The sequence below is a fragment of the Sphingomicrobium marinum genome, assembly GCF_026157105.1.
Classification (GTDB): Bacteria; Pseudomonadota; Alphaproteobacteria; order Sphingomonadales; family Sphingomonadaceae; genus Sphingomicrobium; species Sphingomicrobium marinum.
This window is the reverse complement of record NZ_JANPVQ010000001.1, coordinates 730,085-749,909: the sequence shown is the minus strand read 5'-3', so window position 1 is coordinate 749,909 and position 19,825 is coordinate 730,085. Positions and strand designations below refer to the sequence as shown.

The following is a 19,825-nucleotide window of genomic DNA, read 5'->3' as shown; positions in this document are numbered from 1 at the left end:
GTTTTCCTACTATGGATGATCGCAATTTCCTTGTGGCAGGGGAGAAGCGTACTGAAGATCGACAGAAGATAATGGTCGACCCGCATTCCCCCCATGCCGGTATCGTCGCCTCGCTGCGGCGTGCCTTCGCGCCTGTGAATAACACGTGCGACGACGACGAATTTGCGGAGCTTCTCAAACAGTTGCGGTAGGCGGCGTGCCTAAGTGTCTTTGGCGAGGTTATCGACCTCGCCCATGATCGCCTGCAGCGCAGTGCGGTCATCCTTCGCCGAATCCTGTCGGCGTGAAGGCAATTCGTTGCTGTCGAGCAAATTTTCAAGCGCCACGCGACCGCGCGCGACGCGGCTCTTGATGGTGCCGACAGCGCACCCGCATATCTGCGCCGCTTCTTCGTAGGCAAATCCGCCAGCACCGACGAGAATCAGTGCCTCACGCTGCGGCTGCGGCAGTTGCATTAGCGCGCGCTGCATGTCGGCAAGATCGACATGCTTGTCCTGCGCTGCGGGGGCGGCAAGGATCTTGGCCGCCGTGATATCATCCCATTCGCCCTTGAAACGCGCGCGGCGCATCTGGCTGAGAAAAAGGTTGCGCAGGATGATGAAGGTCCAGGCGCGCATGTTGGTGCCAGCCTGAAAACGCTTGCGTGCCGCCCAGGCTTTGAGCAGCGTCTCCTGGACCAGATCGTCAGCGGTGTCGCGATTGCCTGAAAGTGACCGACCAAAGGCGCGCAAATGGGGGATGACTTGCCCCAGCTGATCCTTGAACTCGTCGTCGGGCAACGGGACGGGGTCGGGCTTCTTGCCTTCCTGATCGGTGCTGTTCTTGGCCAAGATGATCCCCAAAAAACCCGAGTTCCGTGTTGAACGGACGACTCACGCGCTCTCGGTTATGAGAGCTTAACGAATGTAGGAAGCAGCGGGCGGGGTGACAACCCGCCGCCGATGCGCTGGTCAGGCCGGCACCGTCGCAGCGTCGAAGAACAAGGCCTGGCTGATCGCCGCCTTGACCGTGTTGCGTTGGAACGGCTTGGTGATCAGGAACGTGGGTTCGGGCCGCGATCCGGTCAGCAGGCGTTCGGGGAACGCGGTAATGAAGATGACCGGCACCTTGAAATCGCCGAGGATGTCCTTGACCGCATCGATCCCCGAGCTGTTGTCGGCAAGTTGGATGTCGGCCAGCACCAGGCTGGGGCGGTTGGCACGCGCTTCGGCAACCGCTTCGTCGCGCGTGACCGCAACGCCGGTCACGTTGTGGCCGAGGTCCCTGACAATCGTCTCGATATCCATCGCGATGATGGGTTCATCTTCGATGATCAGCACTTCGGCGCGGGTCTGGCGTTCGATTTCGCCTGTGGCTTCGTTCACCAGGCTCTCGACATCTTCCTCGCTGACATCGATCAGATAAGCCGTTTCCTTGTTGGAAAAGCCCTCAAGACTGGTCAGCAGCAGCGCCTGGCGCGACAGTGGCGTAATCTTCGACAGGCGGGCCTGCGCGATATTCTCGGCATTGTCGGCGTTGGTCGTGGGGTCTTCGGTGTCCTCGACATGGGCGCTCGACCAGATCGCATGGAAGGTGCGGTATAGGCCCAGGCGCGGGTCGACGTCGCTCGGAAATTCCTCGGGATTATCGACAATCGTTTCCAGCGTGGTGCGCACATAGTTATCACCGTGCTGCTGGCTCCCCGTCAAAGCGCGCGCATAACGACGCAGGAACGGCAAATGCGGTGCGAGTTCTTCACCCAGCGACATAAATTTTCTCCCGTTCGGTAAGCGACCGCGTGTCCCTGCGAATCGCCCAACCCTAATTGTGACCTAGCCCCTTACCGTGCCCTTATGGAAACAGTGAAACGACAAAGCCTGTTCGGTGAGGGAACAAAGCAGTCGCCCTTTGGTTTCACATGCCGACCACTTGGACGAAATTGTTTTCGTTGACGTCGTCCGAGAAGACGGCGACATGGCCGGGAAACCGGCAGCGGCAGCGGGACGCTTGGAGGGGAACATCCGATCGCGCGTGTCCGCTCGCACAGAGAGGAAATTGGGTTGGGTAAAGAGAGGACCGGTTCGTCCGAGGGCAAGAAGTCCGAAACGGAAACGAACTCGCCAGCAGAGGGAAAGTCGTCTGACCAGGTCGCGCGCGCTTTGCGTTCGGTCTATGACGATACCTTGCGCGAAGACGTCCCTACCGAATTCGAGGACCTGCTGAAAAAGCTGAAATAGGCTGTCATGAACAGCCCCGCACGCAAATCTCGAATGAGTAGCCCGGTCCAGCTCCTGCTGGTCATGTCTCTGGCGCTGCTCCCGATCGGCGCCTTGCTCACCTATAGCGCGCAGCACGAAATCGCCGAATCCCAAAGAGCACGCGAAAAGGCTGCCGACGCCAGCCTCGAAACCGCCGCTAGCAACGTCGAAGCGCTTTTTTCACGCAACGCCTTGGCACTTCGGATTGCCGCCGGCGGCGCTTTCGGCGCGGGGGCGTCCGATCCTTGCGAGGCCGCTCGTCTGTCGCTGGCCAATACGCCCGGCGTCCAGCTGCCTTTTGCGATCGATACGCTTGATAACCAAAGGATCTGCGGTGATGGCCGCATCGACACGATCCGATCCGATCGCGCGGCTACGCCGGGGGAAATCCGGTTTCGCGTGAACGAGGACGGCGATGCCGTCCTGATGCGGGTGACGGTGGACGGCGGGACCGTAACCAGCATGTTGCCGGTGGCCGATATCCGCGCCGCCGTCGCCTCTGCCAGCGACAATATAAAGGTTTTCGGTCTGATCGACACCGAAGGGCGCCGCTTGCCGGTACTGGCAAACGATGAAGCGCCTTTGGAAGACCATATGCCCTATCGCAAGTCGCTGGACCTGGCGAATGACCGGATCGAGGCGTTCGCCGCGACCGACGTGAGCCAATTGAGCAATGCCGATCGCCTGCTGATCTTTCTACCAGTCGCAATGTTCGCGCTGGCGGTGCTGGTCGCCTGGGCGATGGTCAATGGACTGCTGGTCCGGCCGCTGCGCCGCTTGCAAGGCGCGGTCCAATCGCACGAACCCGACAAGGGCGATTTCGAAGTTCCCGACAAGCTTGGTCCGGCCAGCGAGATCAGGGACCTTGGGCACGCTTTTTCGGATTCGATGCAGAAAATCGAACAGTCCGAAACCGCCATGAGCGACGCGCTCGAAGGCCAGCGCCGCCTTGTCCGCGAGGTTCACCACCGCGTGAAGAACAACCTCCAGGTCGTGGCCTCGCTACTCAACATCCACTCACGCGGCGCCGAGGGCGCCGAAGCGCAAGCGGCTTACGCCGGCATCGGTAGGCGCGTCGAAGCGCTTGCGGTCGTCCACCGCAACCATTTCGCCGAGGTCGAGGAAAGCCGCGGCATACAGCTACGCCCGCTGCTGACCGAGTTGAGCGCGGGACTGCGCGCCAGTGCGGACGGCGAGACGCCCTCGCGGATCGAACTCGATCTTATTACAGCTTCGACGACGCAGGATACCGCGGTCGCGGTCGCCTTTCTGGTGACCGAGGTCGTCGAGTTCATCCTGACCCACGGCAACGGGGAAACGATCGAGATCCAGCTGCGCCCGTCGAGCGAGCTGACGGCTCGGCTCGAGATATCGTCGGAGGCACTGGTCGAGCGCAATCCGGCCCCCAAAGGGTTCGAACAGTTCGAACGCATTGTCGAAGGTCTGGCGCGCCAATTGCGCTCGCCGCTGGAGAAAAAAGTCGGGCGCTACGCCGTCGAACTTCCAATCTTTCCGGACTAAAATCCTGCTTTTCAGGGATCGTTTCGGTTGCGGCCAAAAAAGTTTTCTCCCCTAGGAACCCTGCCCCGAAAAGCGCGTTTTTATATTCGGATAGTGACCTTATGCCCCCCCCCGCTCTCGCTATCCGAATAAATGGGCCCGCTATCGTCAACCCTCCCCCCCCCCCGGTGACGATTGCGGGCCCAAATTCTTTTCGGAATCCAGGCCTTCTTCGTCAGCCGCAGCAGCGGTGCGCGCGCGGCGCCAATGCGTCACGCGGATGGCAATGATGGCAAACTCGTAAAGCGCGATCAGCGGGATCGCGAGGATGATCTGGCTGATCGCATCAGGCGGCGTCAGCACGGCGGCAAGGAAGAAGGCGCCGACGACCATGTAGCGACGGCCCTTCACCAATTGCTCGCGTGTCACGATCCCGGCGCGCTCCAGGATCATCATCAGGATCGGCAACAGGAAGGCGAGCCCGAAGCCGAACATGAATTTCGTCGAAAATTCGAGATAGTTGCCGATAGCGGGCAGCGCCTCGGTCGACACCCCACCGACCTCGCCCTCGAAGCCCAGCAGGAAGTTCAAGGCGATTGGCATGGCAACGAAATAGGCGAAGCTCGCACCGGCCGCGAAAAAGACCGGTGTCAGCAGCAGAAACGGCAGAAAAGCGCGCCTTTCCTTCTTGTAGAGCCCCGGTGCGACAAAGCGCCACAGCTGCGTCGCGAAGACGGGAAAGCTCACCATGATCGCCGCGAAGAAGGCAACCTTTACCTCGACGAAAAAGGCTTCGAAGATGTTGGTGAAGATCAGCTTGCCTTGTCCCGCTGCCAACAGCGGCTGCACCAGCACCGAGAAAATCGGCTTGGCGAGATAATAGCAGATGAAGAACGTAACGAAGAGCACCGCAACCGACACCAGCAGGCGGCGACGCAGTTCGATCAGATGGTCGAGCAGGGGTGCCTTGCTGTCGTCGATCTCGCTCATGACGCGGGCTTTCCGTCATCGAGCGGAAGTCCGGGCTGCGCGGGCTTTTCAGGTAGTTCGGCCTCGCCATCGTCGCGCGTCGGCTTGGGCGTCATCACCGGCGTGTCATCGATCGAGGGGAATTCCTGCATGATCTTGTCGTTTTGCGCGCGCCACTCCTTCTCCATCTCCTCAAGCTCGGCCTCGCGCATGGCGCTTTCGATACCGGCGGTGAAATGGCGCGAATAATGTCGGATCTTTCCGAAAAATCGCCCGACAGCGCGCATCGCGCCCGGTAGTTCCTTGGGCCCGATGAAGATCAGCGCCGCGATCACGATGATCAGGATTTCAGAAGTGTCGATGCCGAACATGGCGCCGTGTTAGCTGTGGGACTGATCGCGGTCCCGCGTCGCTTCGCTGTCGATAACATCATCTTCGCGCGGCAACTGCTTAGGCTCGGATTTCTTGGGCTGGTCCTCGTCGGCCATCCCTTTCTTGAAGCTTTTGAGCCCCTGCGCGACATCGCCCATCAGGCTCGAAAACCGCCCGCGGCCAAACAGCAGCAGGATGAGGAAGGCGAGGATCAAGAGGCCCGGAAGACCGATCTGACTCATGTGAATGTCTCCAATTTTTACCCGCTACTTAGGCGTCTTCGTCCTCGGTTTCCACCTCGTCGTCGTCCTCAAGTTGTAACTGGAGCGCGTCTTCGTCGAGCGGATCGAGCAGCCCCGCGGCCTTGAGATCGTCGATACCTGGCAGGTCGCGGCGACTTTCCAGCCCGAAATGGGTCAGGAAATCCTTGGTAGTGGCGTAGGTTAGCGGTCGCCCGGGCGTCTCGCGCCGCGCCCCGGTACGGACCCAACCGGCCTCCATCAGCACATCGAGCGTGCCCTTGCTGATCTGCACCCCGCGGATAGCCTCGATTTCGGCGCGGCTGACGGGTTCGTGATAGGCGATGATGGCGAGCGTTTCGGTCGCCGCCCGCGACAGGCGCCGCGGCTCCTCGCGCTCGCGCCGGAGCAGGTGCGCCAGGTCGGATGCCGTCTGGAAATGCCAGCGCTTGCCCCGTTCGACCAGTTCGATACCGCGCGCGCCGTAATGCGCCGCCAGTTCCTCGAGCGCTGCTTGCACGTCGCCCTCGCCCGCATGCGCCGCGATATCCTCGACGCTCAGCGGTTCATCGCTGGCAAACAGCACAGCTTCGACGGCGCGGGCGAAATCGTCCATCAGGCGGCCTTCACGCGCACTTCGTCAAACGCCTCTTCCTGCTCGATATCGAGCCGCCCCTGACGCGCGAGTTCAAGCGCGGCAAGGAAGGATGAGGCAAGGCAGGACTTCCTGTAGGCCGGATCGCTGGTGACGGGCAGGAAGGCTTCGAGCGCAGTCCATTCCACCGCAATACCCAGCATCTGCCCGACGCGGTGCATCGCATCTTCCAGCGTCATCACGCGGCGATCGTGCACCATGTGCACGGCCGGCTGCGTACGCGCGCGAAGCTGGCCGTACGCGGCGTACAGATCATAGGCGGTCGCCCGCCAAACGGCCTTGCGCTCGGTGCGCAGGCCTTCGGGCGCGCCGCGGGCGAACACATCGCGGCCTAGCCGATCGGAACCGAGCAGCCGCGCCCCCGCCTCGCGCATCGCATCCAGCCGCATCAGGCGCTGCTGCAGACGAAGCGCCAATTCCTCGGGGCTCGGATCCTGTTCGGGGTCCTTGGGAAGCAGCAGGCAGCTCTTTAGATAGGCCAGCCACGCCGCCATCACGAGATAATCGGCCGCCAGCTCCAGTTTGAGCGCCTTGGCGTCCTCGATAAAGCCGAGATATTGTTCGACCAGCTCGAGGATGGAAATCTGCGCGAGATCGACCTTCTGGCCGCGCGCCAAGCTTAGCAACAGGTCGAGCGGACCTTCCCACCCGTCAATATCGAGATGCAGCGCATCCTCATCGCGCACAGGCTGGAAAAGCGGTTCGCTCATGAGTCGCGAACCTACCCTATTTTCAGGCAAGCGCCAGCAATTCGTCGCGCTTGGCGACGCATGCGGCAAAATCGAGCGGTTCGTCATCGGGCTGGATCGCCATGGCCGCAGCCAGACGCTCTTGGGCCTTCTTGCCCATCGCCGGGATTTGCGCGGCGATCGCTTCCATCTCAACGAGCTTGCCCGAGCAGTGCAGCGCCACGTCATTGCCGGCTTTGACGGTGGCGAGCGCGCGCTGAGCAGCATCGCCGTCGAGCGCTTCCATGTTGATGTCATCGCTCATCAGGAAGCCGTCGAACCCGATGCGCTCGCGGATGATATCCTCAATCACGGTGGGCGACTGGCTGGCGACGTTATCGGGGTCCCAGGCCGTGTAGACCACGTGGGCAACCATGCCCATCGGCGCATCGTTGAGCTGCTCGAAGGGATAGAGATCATCGTCGAGTTCGGGGCCGGTCGCCGTGACGGTCGGCGTTTCCTTGTGGCTGTCCACCAGCGCGCGGCCATGGCCCGGCATGTGTTTGACGACGCTGACCACGCCCGCCGAATGAAGGCCCCGGATCACCGCGCGTCCCAGGCTGGCCACCCACATCGGATTTCCGGCAAGGCTGCGGTCACCGACGATCTGGTCGGCGCCTTCCTGGCGCACATCGAGCACGGGCAGGCAATCCACGTTGATGCCGACTTCGGCGAGCATCAGGCCGAGCGCGCGCGCATTGACCCGCGCCGCTTCAAGTGCCGACGAGGGGGCCTTGTCATAAAGCGCCTCGAATACGCCCATCGGCGGGAAATTCATCCACTCGGGCGCACGCATCCGTGCCACGCGCCCGCCTTCCTGGTCGATCAGGATCGGCACATCGGCGCGACCCGAAATGGCCCGCAGATCATCGGTAAGTGCCTTTAATTGCTCGCGGTTTTCAATATTACGGGCAAACAGGATGTAGCCGCACGCATCGGCATCCTTGAAGAAGGCGCGTTCGTCGTCATTGAGCGCCGGGCCTTCCAGCCCGTAAATACAGGCCTGCATCAGTTGACCAGGACGCAGTTTTCGCCGCCGGTTTTTACGGCATCGCAAGCCGCGACCGCGGTGGCGCGGTCGGGCGCCGCTGCACGCAGCCGATGATAGAGCCGCCCGTTGACGCGCGCCGTCGGCACATATTTTTCGAGCGCTGCGACCTCGGGAAAGCGCGACGAGAGCAGCACCCAGGCAGCTTCGGCCTGGCGCGCCGAGGTATAGGCTCCGAGTTGGATCAAAACGCCCGATGGCGTGGCCGGTGCGGGGCGCTCGACCGGTTCAGGCGCGCCCGCAACGGGGGCCTCGCGCGGCGCAGGGGCAGGTGTCGGATCGACCGCGATCACCGGCGTCTCCTCGACCGCAGCGGTATCGATCTCCGAATAAGTCTCTTCCCCTGCCGACGTGGCATAGGCGGTCTCGCTATCGCCGGCGACATCGAGGCCGCCGGGATCGTCCGGCTGCACTTTGTAGGGGCCTTCAGGCGCGGCGATCAGCTCGGGTTCGCCGCCTATCGGCCCGGCGTCGCGGCCGACGTAGAACATCGTGCCCGCGACCGCGGCCATCGCAATCAGCACGACCGCGATGAAGGCGATCATCTTGCGCGCAGAAACAGCGGGCGGCGCATCCTCGTCATCGACTGCCTCGAGCCAGGGCAGGTCTTCGTCGTAACCGGCGCGGGTTTCCGCCATCAACGCATCTCCTCGGCGGCCTCCACCCCCATGATGGCAAGGCCGTTTTTGAGAACCTGCCCGATCGCGCGCGCCAAATAAAGCCGTGCCGCGCTAAGCACGGGTTGCTGTTCCAGAAGGAAACGCTTGGATGGGTCGTCATTGCCGCGATTCCACGCCGCGTGGAAAGCCGCCGCAAGGTCGTAAAGATGGAAGGCGATGCGGTGCGGCTCGTGCGCCGCAGCCGCCTGTTCGACAATCCGCGGATATTGCGCGGCAAGCTTCACGACGCCCAATTCCTCATCGTCGAGGAGCGCCGGATCGGCGCCATCGGTGCTGATGCCCGCTTCCTTGGCTTTACGCTCCAAGCTGCAGATCCGCGCATGCGCATATTGCACGTAAAAGACCGGATTATCCCTCGACGCTTCGACCACTTTGGCGAAATCGAAATCGAGCGGCGCGTCGGCCTTGCGCGTCAGCATCATGAAGCGCACCACGTCCTTGCCGACTTCCTCGACGACGTCGGCAAGCGTCACGAAGTTGCCCGCGCGCTTCGACATCTTAATCGGCTCGCCCGCGCGCAGCAGCTTGACCATCTGGACGATTTTGACGTCGAGATCGACGCGGCCATCGGTCAGCGCAGTTACTGCCGACTGGATGCGCTTGACCGTCCCCGCATGGTCGGCGCCCCAGATATTGACGAGATGATCAGCCGCCTGCGCCTTTTGCAGGTGGTAGGCGCTATCGGCGCCAAAATAGGTCCAACTGCCATCCGACTTGCGCATCGGCCGATCCTGGTCGTCGCCAAATTCTGTCGATTTGAACAGCGTCAGCTCGACGGGCTCCCAATCCTCGGGCGTCTCGCCCTTGGGCGCTTCGAGCATGCCGGTATAGATAAGCCCCTTGGCTTTCAGCGTCTCGAGCGCCTCGTCGACCTTGCCCGACGCCTGCAATTCCGCCTCGGAGGCAAACAGGTCGTGATGGATATCGAGCGTCGCCAGGTCGGCGCGGATGCGGTCCATCATCAAGGCGACCACACGCGGCTTGAACAGCGGCAACCACTCGCTCTCGGGCGCGGCCTGATACTTGTCGCCAAATTCATCGGCAAGCGCCGCCCCTACGGGCTTGAGGTAATCGCCGGGATAGAAACCCTCGGGAATGTCGCCGATGTCCTCGCCCAGCGCCTCGCGGTACCGTAGGTGCGCCGAGCGCGCGAGCGTATCGACCTGGCTGCCCGCATCGTTGACATAATATTCGCGCGTGACCGCATAGCCCGCCGCTTCCAGGAGCGAAGCGAGCGCATCGCCCACGACCGCGCCGCGGCAATGCCCCATGTGCATCGGCCCGGTCGGGTTGGCGCTAACATATTCGACGTTGACGCGCTGCCCCTCGCCCATCGCGCTCTTGCCGAAATCGTCACCGGCGGCATGGATTGCCTTGAGTTCATCCTGCCACACCCCGCCATCGAGGCGGATATTGATGAAACCGGGCCCGGCAATTTCGACCGCGGTGACCCCGGCGACCGCCTCCAATTCGGGCGCGATCTTCTCGGCCAGCGCGCGCGGATTGGTCTTGGCGGGCTTGGCAAGCACCATCGCGGCATTGGTCGCGAGGTCGCCATGCGAAGGATCGCGCGGCGGTTCGACCGCGATATTCTTGCGGTTCAAGTCCTCCGGCAGGTCGCCAGCCGCGGTCAGGTCATCGAGGATGGTGCCAAGCGCGGCACCGAAACGAGCATAAAGGGACACGATATTTTCCGTTGAAACTGGTGTTGGCTCGGCCTCTAGCGAATGGCGCTGCCCATCGCAATTGAACCATTTGGGCAGATTGGCGCACTATAGGGCATGAACAAGGGGGCAAACCGCGACAAGAAACAGGCGCTGACAGCCTATTTCGTGGTCGCGGCGCGCGATGGCGATCGCGGCGCGCTCGGCGACCTGGTGCGCCTTTGGCACCCGCGCCTGGTCGCGCATGGGTGGCGCCTGACAGGGCGCCGCGAGGCGGCTGAAGACGCGGTGCAATCGGCGTGGCGCGATATCGTGCGGGGCATCGCGAATTTGCGCGATGAGAACGCGTTCGCGCCCTGGGCGTACCGCATCGTGACGCGCGCCGCCGGTCGGCAGGCCGGACGCCAAATGCCGGTGGCCGCGCTCGACGTCGAGGTAGAGGATGAAGGTGACGGCCCCGAGGAGGCCAGCCAGCATGCCGAACTGCGCCGCGCCATTCGCGCGCTTCCCGCCGGCCAGCGCGCCGCCATCGCGCTACATTATTTCGAGGGCCTGACCGTGGCCGAAACCGCCGTCGCCCTCTCCATTCCTGCCGGGACGGCGAAGACCCGACTCATGCATGCGCGCGCCAAGTTGCGCGCTTTTTACGAAGGAGACGAAGAATGAGCGATATCGACAAGCTGATCGATGACGCGCTCGATGCCGAAGAGCGCGACCTGATGCACCGAATCGGCGATGAACCCGACTATTTCACACAGGTTTTCGGCATTTTTCGCGGCAAGACGGGATGGGCCTCGGCCGTGCTGGTCGTGGTGCAACTGCTGATGTTCATCGCCGGGGTGTGGATGGCGCTGCGATTCTTCGATGCCGCGAGCCCGCTCGAAGCATTGCGGTGGGGGCTACCCGCCGCAACGCTCATCCTGATGGCATTGATCGTGAAGATGGCCTTCTGGCCGCAAATCCACATCCAGCGCCTGTCGCAGGAGCTCAAACGGATCGAACTTCAGGTCGTTCGCTTGCGCAAGAACTAATTCGAGGCGCCGACCGTCACGATGCGGAAATCGGTCGGGCGCGGGCCCGTCGTCACCATCTGGATGGCGGGCCGCGTCTCGGTCGGATTGGGATCGACGGCAAGGCCGCTACCAAAGGCGAAGTGGCTGTGATCGCCTTCGTTAAGGCTTTCGACCAGCCGGTAGCCGGCGGCACGGAAGGCGCGATCTACCTGGCGGTGTGACACGCCGGGGCGCAGCACCACATCTATGGCGCGGTTGCGAAGGTGGTAACTGTTGCGTGCCCCGCCAACGCGGCGGTTATGCGCGGGGCTGCGGAAGGTCGACGTCACGAGTCCATATTGGCGCGCGATCGAAACGGCGCCGTCGATCTCGAAGGCGGCATCGCGCATCGGCGTCACGATCTTGAGATTGCTGTCGGTCATGCGGCCGCCATCGACGGTACGTATCCCGAAATCGGTCGACCGCTGTGCTGGCGCTTCCTGCGCCGCTGCCGATCCGGCCATTCCAATCGTCGCCATAATCGCGAGAATCGCGCGCATATGCCCCTCCGCTTTAGCGGTACCTGTATAATATAAGTTAACCGATTCGGGAAACCCTCTCAGCCAACCAGTGTCCCGTTAAGAGCCAGGGGAGCCGTTTCAGGGAAGAGAATCGCGCCCGCACGCACCGGATCGAGATCGAAATGCTGGCCGATTGCGGTCGACGCCAACGCGTCGAGCCCGGTCGTCGGCAAGACGTCGCGATCCTGGTAGAGCCGCGACAGGCCGGGCCAGTCGCCGCCCACGCGGCCACCCTTCACGCCGCCGCCCAGCAGCATCGCCAGCGCGCCGGTGCCATGATCGGTGCCATTGGTGCCGTTCAGCGCCGCTGTCCGCCCGAATTCGGTCGCGATCATCACGAGCGTGTTTGACCACTCCTGGCCAAGCCCTGCCTGCAGCGCGCCGATAAGCGCATCGATTTGTCCAAGTTGGCCGTTGAGGCGACCGGGCTGCGCGAAATGCGTGTCCCAGCCATCGCTTTCGATCATCAAGACCTTCGCGCCATCCGGGCCCGCGAGCATCCGCGCCGCGAGGTCGCCCAGCGCAGCGCCATTGCGCGCCGCAGACGCGTCTCCTGCCATCTCGCGCGCCATCTTCGCTTCGGCCCACAGCGGTCCCAATTGCGCGTCTTCGGCGTAAAGATCGCCGATCCGGCTCATGAGATCGTAACTGGCATCGGGCAAATTTGAGGGCGCGAAGCTTGCTACCGGCACATCGCCGCGCAGCGCCAGCGGCACCGTGGGCGCCAAGGCAAGCCCGCGCCCGCCCAGCAGGCCTACCAGCCGGTTCAACCAGCCATCCTTCAACTGGTACGCCTTGGCACCGCCCGTTTCGATGACATTCTGCGCATCGAAGTGCGATCGGTCACGGTAAGGCGTCGCCACTGCCGGCACGAACAGCGCCTGACCGACATCGCTGAGCGCGGCGACATTGGTCATCGCCGTATGGAGGCGGAAATTGGCATCGACCTTGTGACCACCCATCGCCGCTTCGCCCTGGTCGCGTCGCAAGGTCGTCCAGCGCGGGTCGGTGACCGGTGCCAGCGTAGCCAGGCCATCGGCGGCGCCGCGCTGCAGGATAAACACGAACCGCTTGTTGGCATCGGCGTTGGCACTGCCGGCAAGAGCAAGGCCTGGCAAAGCAAATGCACCGAGCCCGACCGCTCCGCTCTTGAGTATCGTTCTACGGTTCAACATTTCATCTCCGCAACATTTCTGGGCTTGCAAGAAATAGGGCGAGGCCGGTGGCGGGGCTCTCGGCGCGGCGAATGGCTTGGGCGCTCTTCTCGCTCAGCCTATCGCCCAAAATGGCAGGCGCGAGCTGGCGTGCATCGACCCCTCTGGCGGCGCGATCGGCCACTCGCTGTGCGACTTCGACGCGCCGCACGAGTGCATCGGGCGCTGCCCATGCTGCAGCCTTGTCGTCCCAGCCGGCCGGGCTGGGTGGCTGCCAGACGGGTTGGGCGAGTTCGTTCAACGCCCCGAACATCACCTGTCCTTCGATGTCGCGCGCGCCCACCGCGCGCAGCGATGCGATCGTCCAGTCCCACGGATCGCGGAACTTGGATTGTTCGGCATCCCAGGCTTCGGGACTATCGATGATTGCCCGGTAGACGGTTGGCAGATCCCCGTCGCTTTCGAGGAAGGCGCGCTCCAATCGTGCCACCATGGCGGGCGGCGGATCATCGGCAGCGAAGTGCCGCGCCAGCTTGGTCGCGATATGCCTCGCCGTCGCGGGGTGACGCGCCAGCATCTTGAGCATCGCCTCACCCTGTTCGCGCCCGCCACTCGCGTAGCGTTTCCCAAGCAGGGTGCGCGCGCCGGGTTCGTGCATGCCGGAAATGAAGGCGAAATCGCCGGGCTCACCCTTGGCGAAGCGTTGCAGCGGACCGCGCAGCAGCCCTGCCACCGTCCACCCGGTCAGCGCTCGCGCGAGCTCGGTCACGTCTTCCTGGCTGTACCCCGACCGGACGCCCAGCGTATGCAGTTCGAGGATTTCGCGCGCCAGATTTTCGTTGAGCCCACGTTCTTGCCCGCGTCGGCGCGCAAAGCGTGCGAACCGGCTGTTGGGACCGAGCGAAAATGACTGGTCGAGGTAAATCAACATCGCCGGATGTTGCTGCGCCGCCAGCAGCAGATCCTCGAAGCGCCCCAGGACATTGGGGCGGATGGCTTCGAACTCCATCACCCCTGCCATGCCGAAAACGCCGACTTTGCGCGCCGAGGTCGCGAAATGGTTCGACCAGAAGTGCACCAGCCGTTCGACGAACGGCGTCTGCGTGGTCAGCGCCGAACCGGTGCGACTTGCGATGAGCGCCATGCCATCGGTCAACATGGTCTGCCGCGCTTGTCGGCGCACGACCTGCTCGGGGTCTTCCATCGCCATTCCGCTTTCACGGTCTTGGCGGAGGCGTTGCAGCGTCGCGTAGAAGCTCGAAATCTTGTCCGCGACCTGTCGCCGGTTTGGCGGATTGGCCGGAACGGCGGGGTCGAACCAGTCGAGCTGCGCGGCGAGCCATTCACGGGCATCGCCGCTGGCCTCTTCATCGCCGCGGGCGCCGAGCCCGAAACGGGCCATCGCATGGTGCAACTCGGACATTGTCGTCTCCTCGTTGCCGCGACTATGATTGGAAATGGCTGTTTACCGCCAGTTTCAACCTGTCACAAAATGTCGCCATCAGGGCCGGTGCGCTCGTCCCACTCGCCCTCGGCGGCGCGCCGCGCACCATCGACGATGCGCCACTGCCGCTCGAACCACCAGAAGGCGAGGCCGACCGAGGCGCCGATGATCACCCCGGGATCGGCCCACACGAAACCGCCCGGCGGCATCAACCGCTGCCACAACAGGAAGAGTAACATCGAATAGAGAATGCGACCGGCAATCGCGCCCATGATGATGGCGGCAATGGGCACCCACCAGGCGCGCCAGCTGTCGCCTACCGCTTCGGCTGCGGGCAGGCCGAACAGGACGATCCCCAGCGCCGCGATGGGCGTAAGGAAGGCAGCGGCCACCAGATAACCGAGCGCGATCCCCGCCGGGCCGCCAAAGAAAAACGTGCCGCTCAGCATGGCGGTGCCAAGCCAGATCGCCGATCCAAGGAAGCTGCCGGCCATCGCGGCCATGATGATTGGACGCTTGGCGGAAAAGGGCCGGGTCATACCCCGTTGACCCTCGCCGGCTTGGCAGCGCGGGCTCGAAGATCGCGGTTGTGGTGCACCCGTGTCCCCGGCTTGCTCCAGCTCAGCATCTTGGCCATCGCCTCGGCGACGACCGAAGCATCAATCGCCTGGAATTTCGCCAGCGGGCCGCGCAGCAACAAGTTCGTCACTGGCGAGATCATGATCCCCAACCTCTCCTTGAAGCGCCGCTCCGACCCGCGATCTCCGCGCAGCAGGCCGGGCCGGACGATGTCGAGCCGCTCGAACCCGAGCGCCTTCACATCCTCCTCCATCAGTCCCTTGATCTTCAGATAGCGATTGGAGGAATCCGCATTTGCCATGCTCGAAGACACCACGATCAAGTGCCGTGCCCCAGCTGCCTTGGCTGCGCGGGCGAAGTTTACCACCGCGTGACGATCGATCGCCTCATACGCCTCCCATTCGGGCGTCTTGGCCCAAGTCGTCCCGATAGTCGCAATAGCCGCATCGACGCGCTCGCCCGCGAGTAGCGCCGGCCATTCCTCCATCTCGCCCAATTTCTCGCGCCAGCCTTCGTGTTCGGGCAATGCCGCACTGCGCGACAGGCTCAACACCTCATGCTTGCCAAGATGGCCAAGCAGGTGCGAGCCGATCAGACCCGAAGCACCGATCAACGCGATGCGCATCCTAGAACCGGTCCTCCAGATCGGTCTTGCCGATCCATTCTTCGTGGCGGGCGATGGCGAATGGGTCCGTCATGCCGGCTATATAGTCGATGATTCCGCGAAGACGAGCCTCCTCCCCTTCGCCGCGCTGCCAGCCTTCGGGGAGATCGGCGGGGTTCGCGATGAGATGATCGGCGAGGTTCGCGATGATGCGGTGCGCTTCCACGCGTACCGGCTTGAGCGGTGCGCTGTCGTAGAGGTTGGCGTAAAGATGGCGCTTGAGCGCCCGCTCCTCGTCGCGCATCTCTGCCGAGAAGCCGGCCAGCTGACGGCCCGCTTCGCGCACGTCGGCGGCGGTTTCCACGCCCGCTTCCGTCACGCGTCGACGCGTTTCTGCCAGCACGTCGCCGACCATCGTGCCGATCATGTCCCGCACCAGCGCGGCGCGCTTGCGATCCATGTCCAGCCCCGGATGACGCGCTTCGAGTGTATCCCAGTGGCGCCTCGCCAGCGGCAGTTCGAGCAGCGCATCAAGATCGAGGATACCCGCACGCAGGCCGTCGTCGATGTCGTGATTGTCGTAGGCGATATCGTCGGCGATCGCTGCCACCTGCGCCTCGAGGCTGGGCCAGTTCTGCAGATCGAGCGGGAACGCCGCGTCGGCTTCGGCAAGCGCCCAATGCGGGATGATGACGGGTCCGTTATGCTTGGCGAGGCCCTCGAGCATCTCCCACGACAGGTTGAGCCCATCGAAACCGGGATACGGGCATTCGAGCAGGCTCAGCAGCCGGATCGAATGCGCATTATGGTCGAACCCGCCGACCGCGGCGAGCTTCTCTTCGAGCGCGTCTTCGCCAGCATGTCCGAACGGCGGATGGCCGAGATCGTGGGCAAGGCACAGCGCTTCGGTCAGATCCTCGTTGAGGCCCAGCGCGCGCGCCATGGCGCGGCCAATCTGCGCGACTTCGAGGCTGTGGGTCAGGCGGACACGATAATGGTCGCCGTCGGGCGCAACGAACACCTGCGTCTTGTGGCGCAAGCGGCGAAAGCTGGCCGAATGGATGATCCGGTCGCGATCGCGCTGGAATGCATCGCGCGGCCCACGGGGCCCGCGATCGTCTTCGCAATGAAGGCGCCCGCGCGATGCCGCGGGATCGGACGCCAGCCCCCCCAGCGCCACTGTTACAATTCTTCGATCTTCAGACGCGCCGGGTTTCGCTGCCACGTAAAGCTGTCGACGCCCTGCGCGCGCAGCTTGTTGACCATCTCCTGCGCCTGTGCGCGATTGTCGAACGGGCCGACCAGCAGGCGAAAGAAATCGACGCCCTGCGTCACGTGCCCCTTCTGCCCGTCGAGCGCGCCATTGGCGGCGCGGCGCAGACGGCGCCATTCATAGGACATCGCATCCTGACGGCCACCGGCAAGCTGTACCCAGTGGGTGCCCGCAACGCCGATGTCGGGCGCGGCGGCGCGTTGCGGCGGCGCGGTCTCGAACTTGGGCTTGGGCGCTGGCGGCGCCTCATATTTGGGTCGCGGCGCGGGCGGCGGCAGCTTCGACAGGGTTTCGTCGATGCTGGCCAGCCGCGTCTCTTCGGCGCCGGCTTCGGCCTCCAGCGCGGGTTCGGCAGCCGGCGGCAGGTCGACCCGGTCGACGCGGCTTTCGCGCGCCGTATCAACCGACGGTAGGCTGAACCCGGGTTCTTCGGCCTGGCGCGAGGCAGCGGTGCGCTCGCTCACCGACGGGCGCGGTGCCAGCGAATCACGCGAATTGCCCGGCTCTTCAGGCTTCCCGGCGTCGGTAATTTCCACCAATTCGTAACGCCGATCGATCCCGTGCGGCGTCGGCCGCTCGATCGTGACCTGCTTGAAGACACGGCGAGGGGGCGTCGATGACGTCTGCGCCGGCGGGTCGCTGCGTTCGGCTGTCCGCTGGGGCGCGCGCGTCGGCGCACTGCGGCGGGGTGCAGGGGGCGGGGTCGGCGTCGCTTCCGCAACGCGCGTCTCCGTCCGCTGCGGCGGCGACGTTGGCGTCGGCGCGTTGCTGCGATCGGCGCTCGTCGGGAAGCGACCGAGATGCACGGCGGCAGCCTTTTGCGCGCTGCCCAGCGAAGGGAGCATCCGCAAGAAGGGATCGATCTGGTCGCCCGTGCCCGGCATGGCATAGTCGATGGCACGGCGCGCACCGTCGAGGTCGCCTGTGAGCGCAAGCACGAAAGCGCGGCTCCGCTGCGCCCCGCTATCGCCCTGGTTCAACAATGGCTGCAGGAAGGCGATTGCGGCGGTGCGCTCGCCCTGCATGGCCAGGTTCAGCGCTAGTCGACGCCGTGCATCGGCATCACGCTCGCGCCCAAGACTCGCGCGGTACTCGGCCTCGGCGGCCTTCAAATTTCCCTGGAGATCGTAGGCGAGCCCGCGATCAACGCCGAATTGCGTGGGTGTCCCACCGCGTTCCTCGGCGGCGGCAAAATAGGCCAGCGCTCGCTCGGCCTCGCCTGCCTGCGCCATCGCGGCACCCATGCCGGCCTGCGGCCTGGGGTCATCGGGCCTGAGATCGGCGGCGCGGCCGAAAAAGCCGCCCGCAGCCTGCAAATCGCCCAGCGTTACCGATGCCTGACCCGCCTTCAGCAGCGCATCGAAATCGCGCGGATTCGACGCCAGCACCTGCAACGCTTCCTTCAGCGCATCGGGCGCGCTCTGCTGTTGAGTGACCGCAGCGGCAGGAACGGTGAACGTCGTGGCCGGGAGGAGCGCGGCTAATGCGGCGCCGGCAAGATAGGGGAAGGTCATTTTATGCATCGCGTGCTCATGCCAGATGCTTGCTGTCCATGGGATGACCAAATGGCCGGTAACGCCGGCCCGTGTGACGAAAGGGACGAGCCGAGGCCCGTCCCTATCATGGTTTTACTGGTTATTCTGTCGATTGAGAAAGCTAGGGATATCAATCGGTTCGCGGCGGAAACCGGGACCTTCGGCAGCGCGCGATTCGGTTTCACCTGCTCCCTTGGCGATATTGCTCATCCGTTCGAACAGCGTGCCACCCGACGCGGCGCCAGCGGCAGGCTTTTCGGCCGTCACTTCGCCTTCGACATCTTCGTCGTCCAACAGGTCGTCCGTGGCCGGCGCAACGAAAGGCGGTTTGGTGACCGGCGGGGTCAGCACGTCTTCATTGTCGAGCACCAGTTCGTCGGCCTCGTCTTCAGCCGTAAGGTCGAGGATTTCCTCTTCCTCGTTGGCGGTTTCAGGGACGCTGACCTGCGTCGGCGTATCGTCGGGTCCGGTTGGCGCGGTCTTGGGCGTCGGGAAGGTGAAGACCTTGCCCGGCTGCGTCGACGCCGTGGTCGCCGTTGCCGCGGGTTTGGGCATGGCCGCCTCTTCGCCGTCGATACCCGTGGCAACCACACTGACGCGGATCTGGCCGTCCATGTCCTGGTTGAACGCGCTGCCCCAGATGATGTTGGCGTCGTCGTCGACCAGTTCCTTGATGTGGCTTGCAGCCTCGTCGACCTCCATCAGCTTCATGTCTTCGCCGCCGACGATCGAGATGATCACGCCCTTGGCGCCCTTCATGCTGACACCGTCGAGCAGCGGGTTGGAAATGGCCTTTTCGGCGGCTTCGATGGCGCGGTTGTCGCCCGAAGCTTCGCCCGTGCCCATCATCGCCTTGCCCATTTCGCCCATCACCGAGCGCACATCGGCAAAGTCGAGGTTGATAAGGCCCGGCATGACCATGAGATCGGTGATGCCGCGAACGCCCTGCTTCAAGACCTCGTCCGCCATCTCGAACGCTTCCTTGAACGTCGTGTCGGCGTTGGCGAGACGGAACAGATTCTGGTTCGGGATGACGATCAGCGTGTCGACGTGCTGCTGCAATTCCTCGATGCCCGCGTCGGCCGACCGCATGCGGCGCGACCCTTCGAACGCGAACGGCTTGGTCACCACGCCAACGGTCAGGATGCCCTTGCCGCGCGCCTGCTTGGCGATGACGGGCGCCGCACCGGTGCCGGTGCCGCCGCCCATGCCCGCAGCGATGAAGCACATGTGCGCACCTTCGAGCAGCTTGTCGATTTCCTCGAGCGATTCTTCGGCCGCCGCGCGGCCGATCTCCGGACGCGACCCTGCACCAAGACCCTGGGTGATCTTGAGACCGAGCTGGATGCGCGTGTCGGCCTCGCTGGCATTCAGCGCCTGCGCATCCGTATTGGCGACGAGAAATTCGACGCCCTGGACGTCCGCCTGCATCATGTTCGCCACCGCATTGCCACCGGCGCCCCCGACACCGATCACGCTGATTCTGGGACGCAGCTCGTCCACTTCGGGTCGCATCAGGTCAAAGCTCATTTGGAAGCCCCTCTTTCATTGCAAGCGTCTGACTCTCTTGG

General features: G+C 63.8%; 23 protein-coding genes. 5 read left to right on the top strand and 18 right to left on the bottom strand.

From position 1 onward, the window contains the following. Positions 1 to 11: 11 nt before the first annotated feature. Positions 12 to 191 (top strand): hypothetical protein, encoded by a 180-nt coding sequence (locus tag NUX07_RS03795; RefSeq protein ID WP_265528957.1) that lies wholly within the window; start codon positions 12 to 14, stop codon positions 189 to 191. Between the two features lie 9 nt (positions 192 to 200). On the opposite strand, the gene NUX07_RS03790 is transcribed toward NUX07_RS03795, so the two are convergent. Beyond that, a complete protein-coding gene (locus tag NUX07_RS03790) occupies positions 201 to 830 on the bottom strand; it encodes a sigma-70 family RNA polymerase sigma factor (RefSeq protein ID WP_407696141.1) in 630 nt (209 codons plus the stop codon). A 120-nt stretch (positions 831 to 950) separates the two neighbouring features. Next, the gene (locus NUX07_RS03785) at positions 951 to 1,748 is read right to left on the bottom strand and encodes a response regulator (protein ID WP_265528955.1); all 798 of its coding nucleotides are present in this window, start codon (positions 1,746 to 1,748) and stop codon (positions 951 to 953) included. A 291-nt stretch (positions 1,749 to 2,039) separates the two neighbouring features. Between NUX07_RS03785 and NUX07_RS03780 the strand changes: the two genes are divergently transcribed. Then, a complete protein-coding gene (locus tag NUX07_RS03780) occupies positions 2,040 to 2,216 on the top strand; it encodes a NepR family anti-sigma factor (RefSeq protein ID WP_265528953.1) in 177 nt (58 codons plus the stop codon). A gap of 33 nt (positions 2,217 to 2,249) precedes the next feature. Then, positions 2,250 to 3,758, top strand: a complete 1,509-nt coding sequence (locus tag NUX07_RS03775; RefSeq protein WP_265528952.1) for a sensor histidine kinase — start codon at positions 2,250 to 2,252, stop codon at positions 3,756 to 3,758. A 147-nt stretch (positions 3,759 to 3,905) separates the two neighbouring features. On the opposite strand, the gene tatC is transcribed toward NUX07_RS03775, so the two are convergent. The 8 genes from tatC to argS are packed head-to-tail and all read right to left on the bottom strand — an operon-like array spanning position 3,906 to position 10,113. Next, entirely contained in the window at positions 3,906 to 4,727 is an 822-nt protein-coding gene (gene tatC / locus NUX07_RS03770; RefSeq protein WP_265528951.1) for a twin-arginine translocase subunit TatC, read from the bottom strand. Beyond that, complete coding sequence (locus tag NUX07_RS03765; RefSeq protein WP_265528949.1) at positions 4,724 to 5,077, bottom strand: Sec-independent protein translocase subunit TatA/TatB; 354 nt, start codon at positions 5,075 to 5,077, stop codon at positions 4,724 to 4,726. The genes tatC and NUX07_RS03765 overlap by 4 nt, the downstream gene beginning before the upstream one ends. Positions 5,078 to 5,086: 9 nt before the next feature. Continuing rightward, a complete protein-coding gene (locus NUX07_RS03760; RefSeq protein WP_265528947.1) occupies positions 5,087 to 5,320 on the bottom strand; it encodes a twin-arginine translocase TatA/TatE family subunit in 234 nt (77 codons plus the stop codon). Positions 5,321 to 5,348: 28 nt separating this feature from the next. Continuing rightward, entirely contained in the window at positions 5,349 to 5,933 is a 585-nt protein-coding gene (gene scpB / locus NUX07_RS03755) for an SMC-Scp complex subunit ScpB (RefSeq protein WP_265528945.1), read from the bottom strand. Continuing rightward, a complete protein-coding gene (locus NUX07_RS03750; RefSeq protein WP_265528943.1) occupies positions 5,933 to 6,682 on the bottom strand; it encodes a segregation and condensation protein A in 750 nt (249 codons plus the stop codon). The genes scpB and NUX07_RS03750 overlap by 1 nt, the downstream gene beginning before the upstream one ends. A 22-nt stretch (positions 6,683 to 6,704) precedes the next feature. Then, entirely contained in the window at positions 6,705 to 7,709 is a 1,005-nt protein-coding gene (gene nagZ, locus NUX07_RS03745; protein WP_265528942.1) for a beta-N-acetylhexosaminidase, read from the bottom strand. Next, the gene (locus tag NUX07_RS03740) at positions 7,709 to 8,386 is read right to left on the bottom strand and encodes an SPOR domain-containing protein (RefSeq protein ID WP_265528941.1); all 678 of its coding nucleotides are present in this window, start codon (positions 8,384 to 8,386) and stop codon (positions 7,709 to 7,711) included. Before NUX07_RS03740 ends, nagZ begins: the two co-directional genes overlap by 1 nt. Next, the gene (gene argS, locus NUX07_RS03735; protein ID WP_265528940.1) at positions 8,386 to 10,113 is read right to left on the bottom strand and encodes an arginine--tRNA ligase; all 1,728 of its coding nucleotides are present in this window, start codon (positions 10,111 to 10,113) and stop codon (positions 8,386 to 8,388) included. Before argS ends, NUX07_RS03740 begins: the two co-directional genes overlap by 1 nt. A gap of 96 nt (positions 10,114 to 10,209) precedes the next feature. Here argS and NUX07_RS03730 point away from each other — a divergent pair, with 96 nt between their 5' ends. Together NUX07_RS03730 and NUX07_RS03725 are read left to right on the top strand one after the other, a co-directional pair. Continuing rightward, complete coding sequence (locus NUX07_RS03730; protein WP_265528938.1) at positions 10,210 to 10,758, top strand: RNA polymerase sigma factor; 549 nt, start codon at positions 10,210 to 10,212, stop codon at positions 10,756 to 10,758. Next, positions 10,755 to 11,123, top strand: coding sequence for a DUF6768 family protein (locus NUX07_RS03725; protein WP_265528936.1), 369 nt, complete (start codon positions 10,755 to 10,757; stop codon positions 11,121 to 11,123). The genes NUX07_RS03730 and NUX07_RS03725 overlap by 4 nt, the downstream gene beginning before the upstream one ends. Here the strand turns inward: NUX07_RS03725 and NUX07_RS03720 are convergent. The 8 genes from NUX07_RS03720 to ftsZ form a co-directional block, all read right to left on the bottom strand. Further along, positions 11,120 to 11,644, bottom strand: a complete 525-nt coding sequence (locus NUX07_RS03720; protein WP_265528934.1) for a D-Ala-D-Ala carboxypeptidase family metallohydrolase — start codon at positions 11,642 to 11,644, stop codon at positions 11,120 to 11,122. The genes NUX07_RS03725 and NUX07_RS03720 overlap by 4 nt on opposite strands. 59 nt (positions 11,645 to 11,703) lie before the next feature. Then, positions 11,704 to 12,840, bottom strand: a complete 1,137-nt coding sequence (locus NUX07_RS03715) for a DUF1501 domain-containing protein (RefSeq protein WP_265528933.1) — start codon at positions 12,838 to 12,840, stop codon at positions 11,704 to 11,706. A 1-nt stretch (position 12,841) separates the two neighbouring features. Then, a complete protein-coding gene (locus tag NUX07_RS03710; protein WP_265528931.1) occupies positions 12,842 to 14,242 on the bottom strand; it encodes a DUF1800 domain-containing protein in 1,401 nt (466 codons plus the stop codon). Between the two features lie 62 nt (positions 14,243 to 14,304). Next, a complete protein-coding gene (locus tag NUX07_RS03705) occupies positions 14,305 to 14,802 on the bottom strand; it encodes a hypothetical protein (protein ID WP_265528930.1) in 498 nt (165 codons plus the stop codon). Beyond that, positions 14,799 to 15,467: an NAD(P)H-binding protein gene (locus NUX07_RS03700; protein WP_265528928.1), complete on the bottom strand. Its 669-nt coding sequence runs from the start codon at positions 15,465 to 15,467 to the stop codon at positions 14,799 to 14,801. Before NUX07_RS03700 ends, NUX07_RS03705 begins: the two co-directional genes overlap by 4 nt. Position 15,468: 1 nt before the next feature. Beyond that, entirely contained in the window at positions 15,469 to 16,626 is a 1,158-nt protein-coding gene (locus tag NUX07_RS03695) for a deoxyguanosinetriphosphate triphosphohydrolase (protein WP_265528926.1), read from the bottom strand. Between the two features lie 2 nt (positions 16,627 to 16,628). Next, a complete protein-coding gene (locus tag NUX07_RS03690) occupies positions 16,629 to 18,242 on the bottom strand; it encodes an SPOR domain-containing protein (protein WP_265528925.1) in 1,614 nt (537 codons plus the stop codon). 105 nt (positions 18,243 to 18,347) lie between these two features. After that, the gene (gene ftsZ / locus NUX07_RS03685; RefSeq protein ID WP_265528924.1) at positions 18,348 to 19,784 is read right to left on the bottom strand and encodes a cell division protein FtsZ; all 1,437 of its coding nucleotides are present in this window, start codon (positions 19,782 to 19,784) and stop codon (positions 18,348 to 18,350) included. Positions 19,785 to 19,825 lie beyond the last annotated feature (41 nt).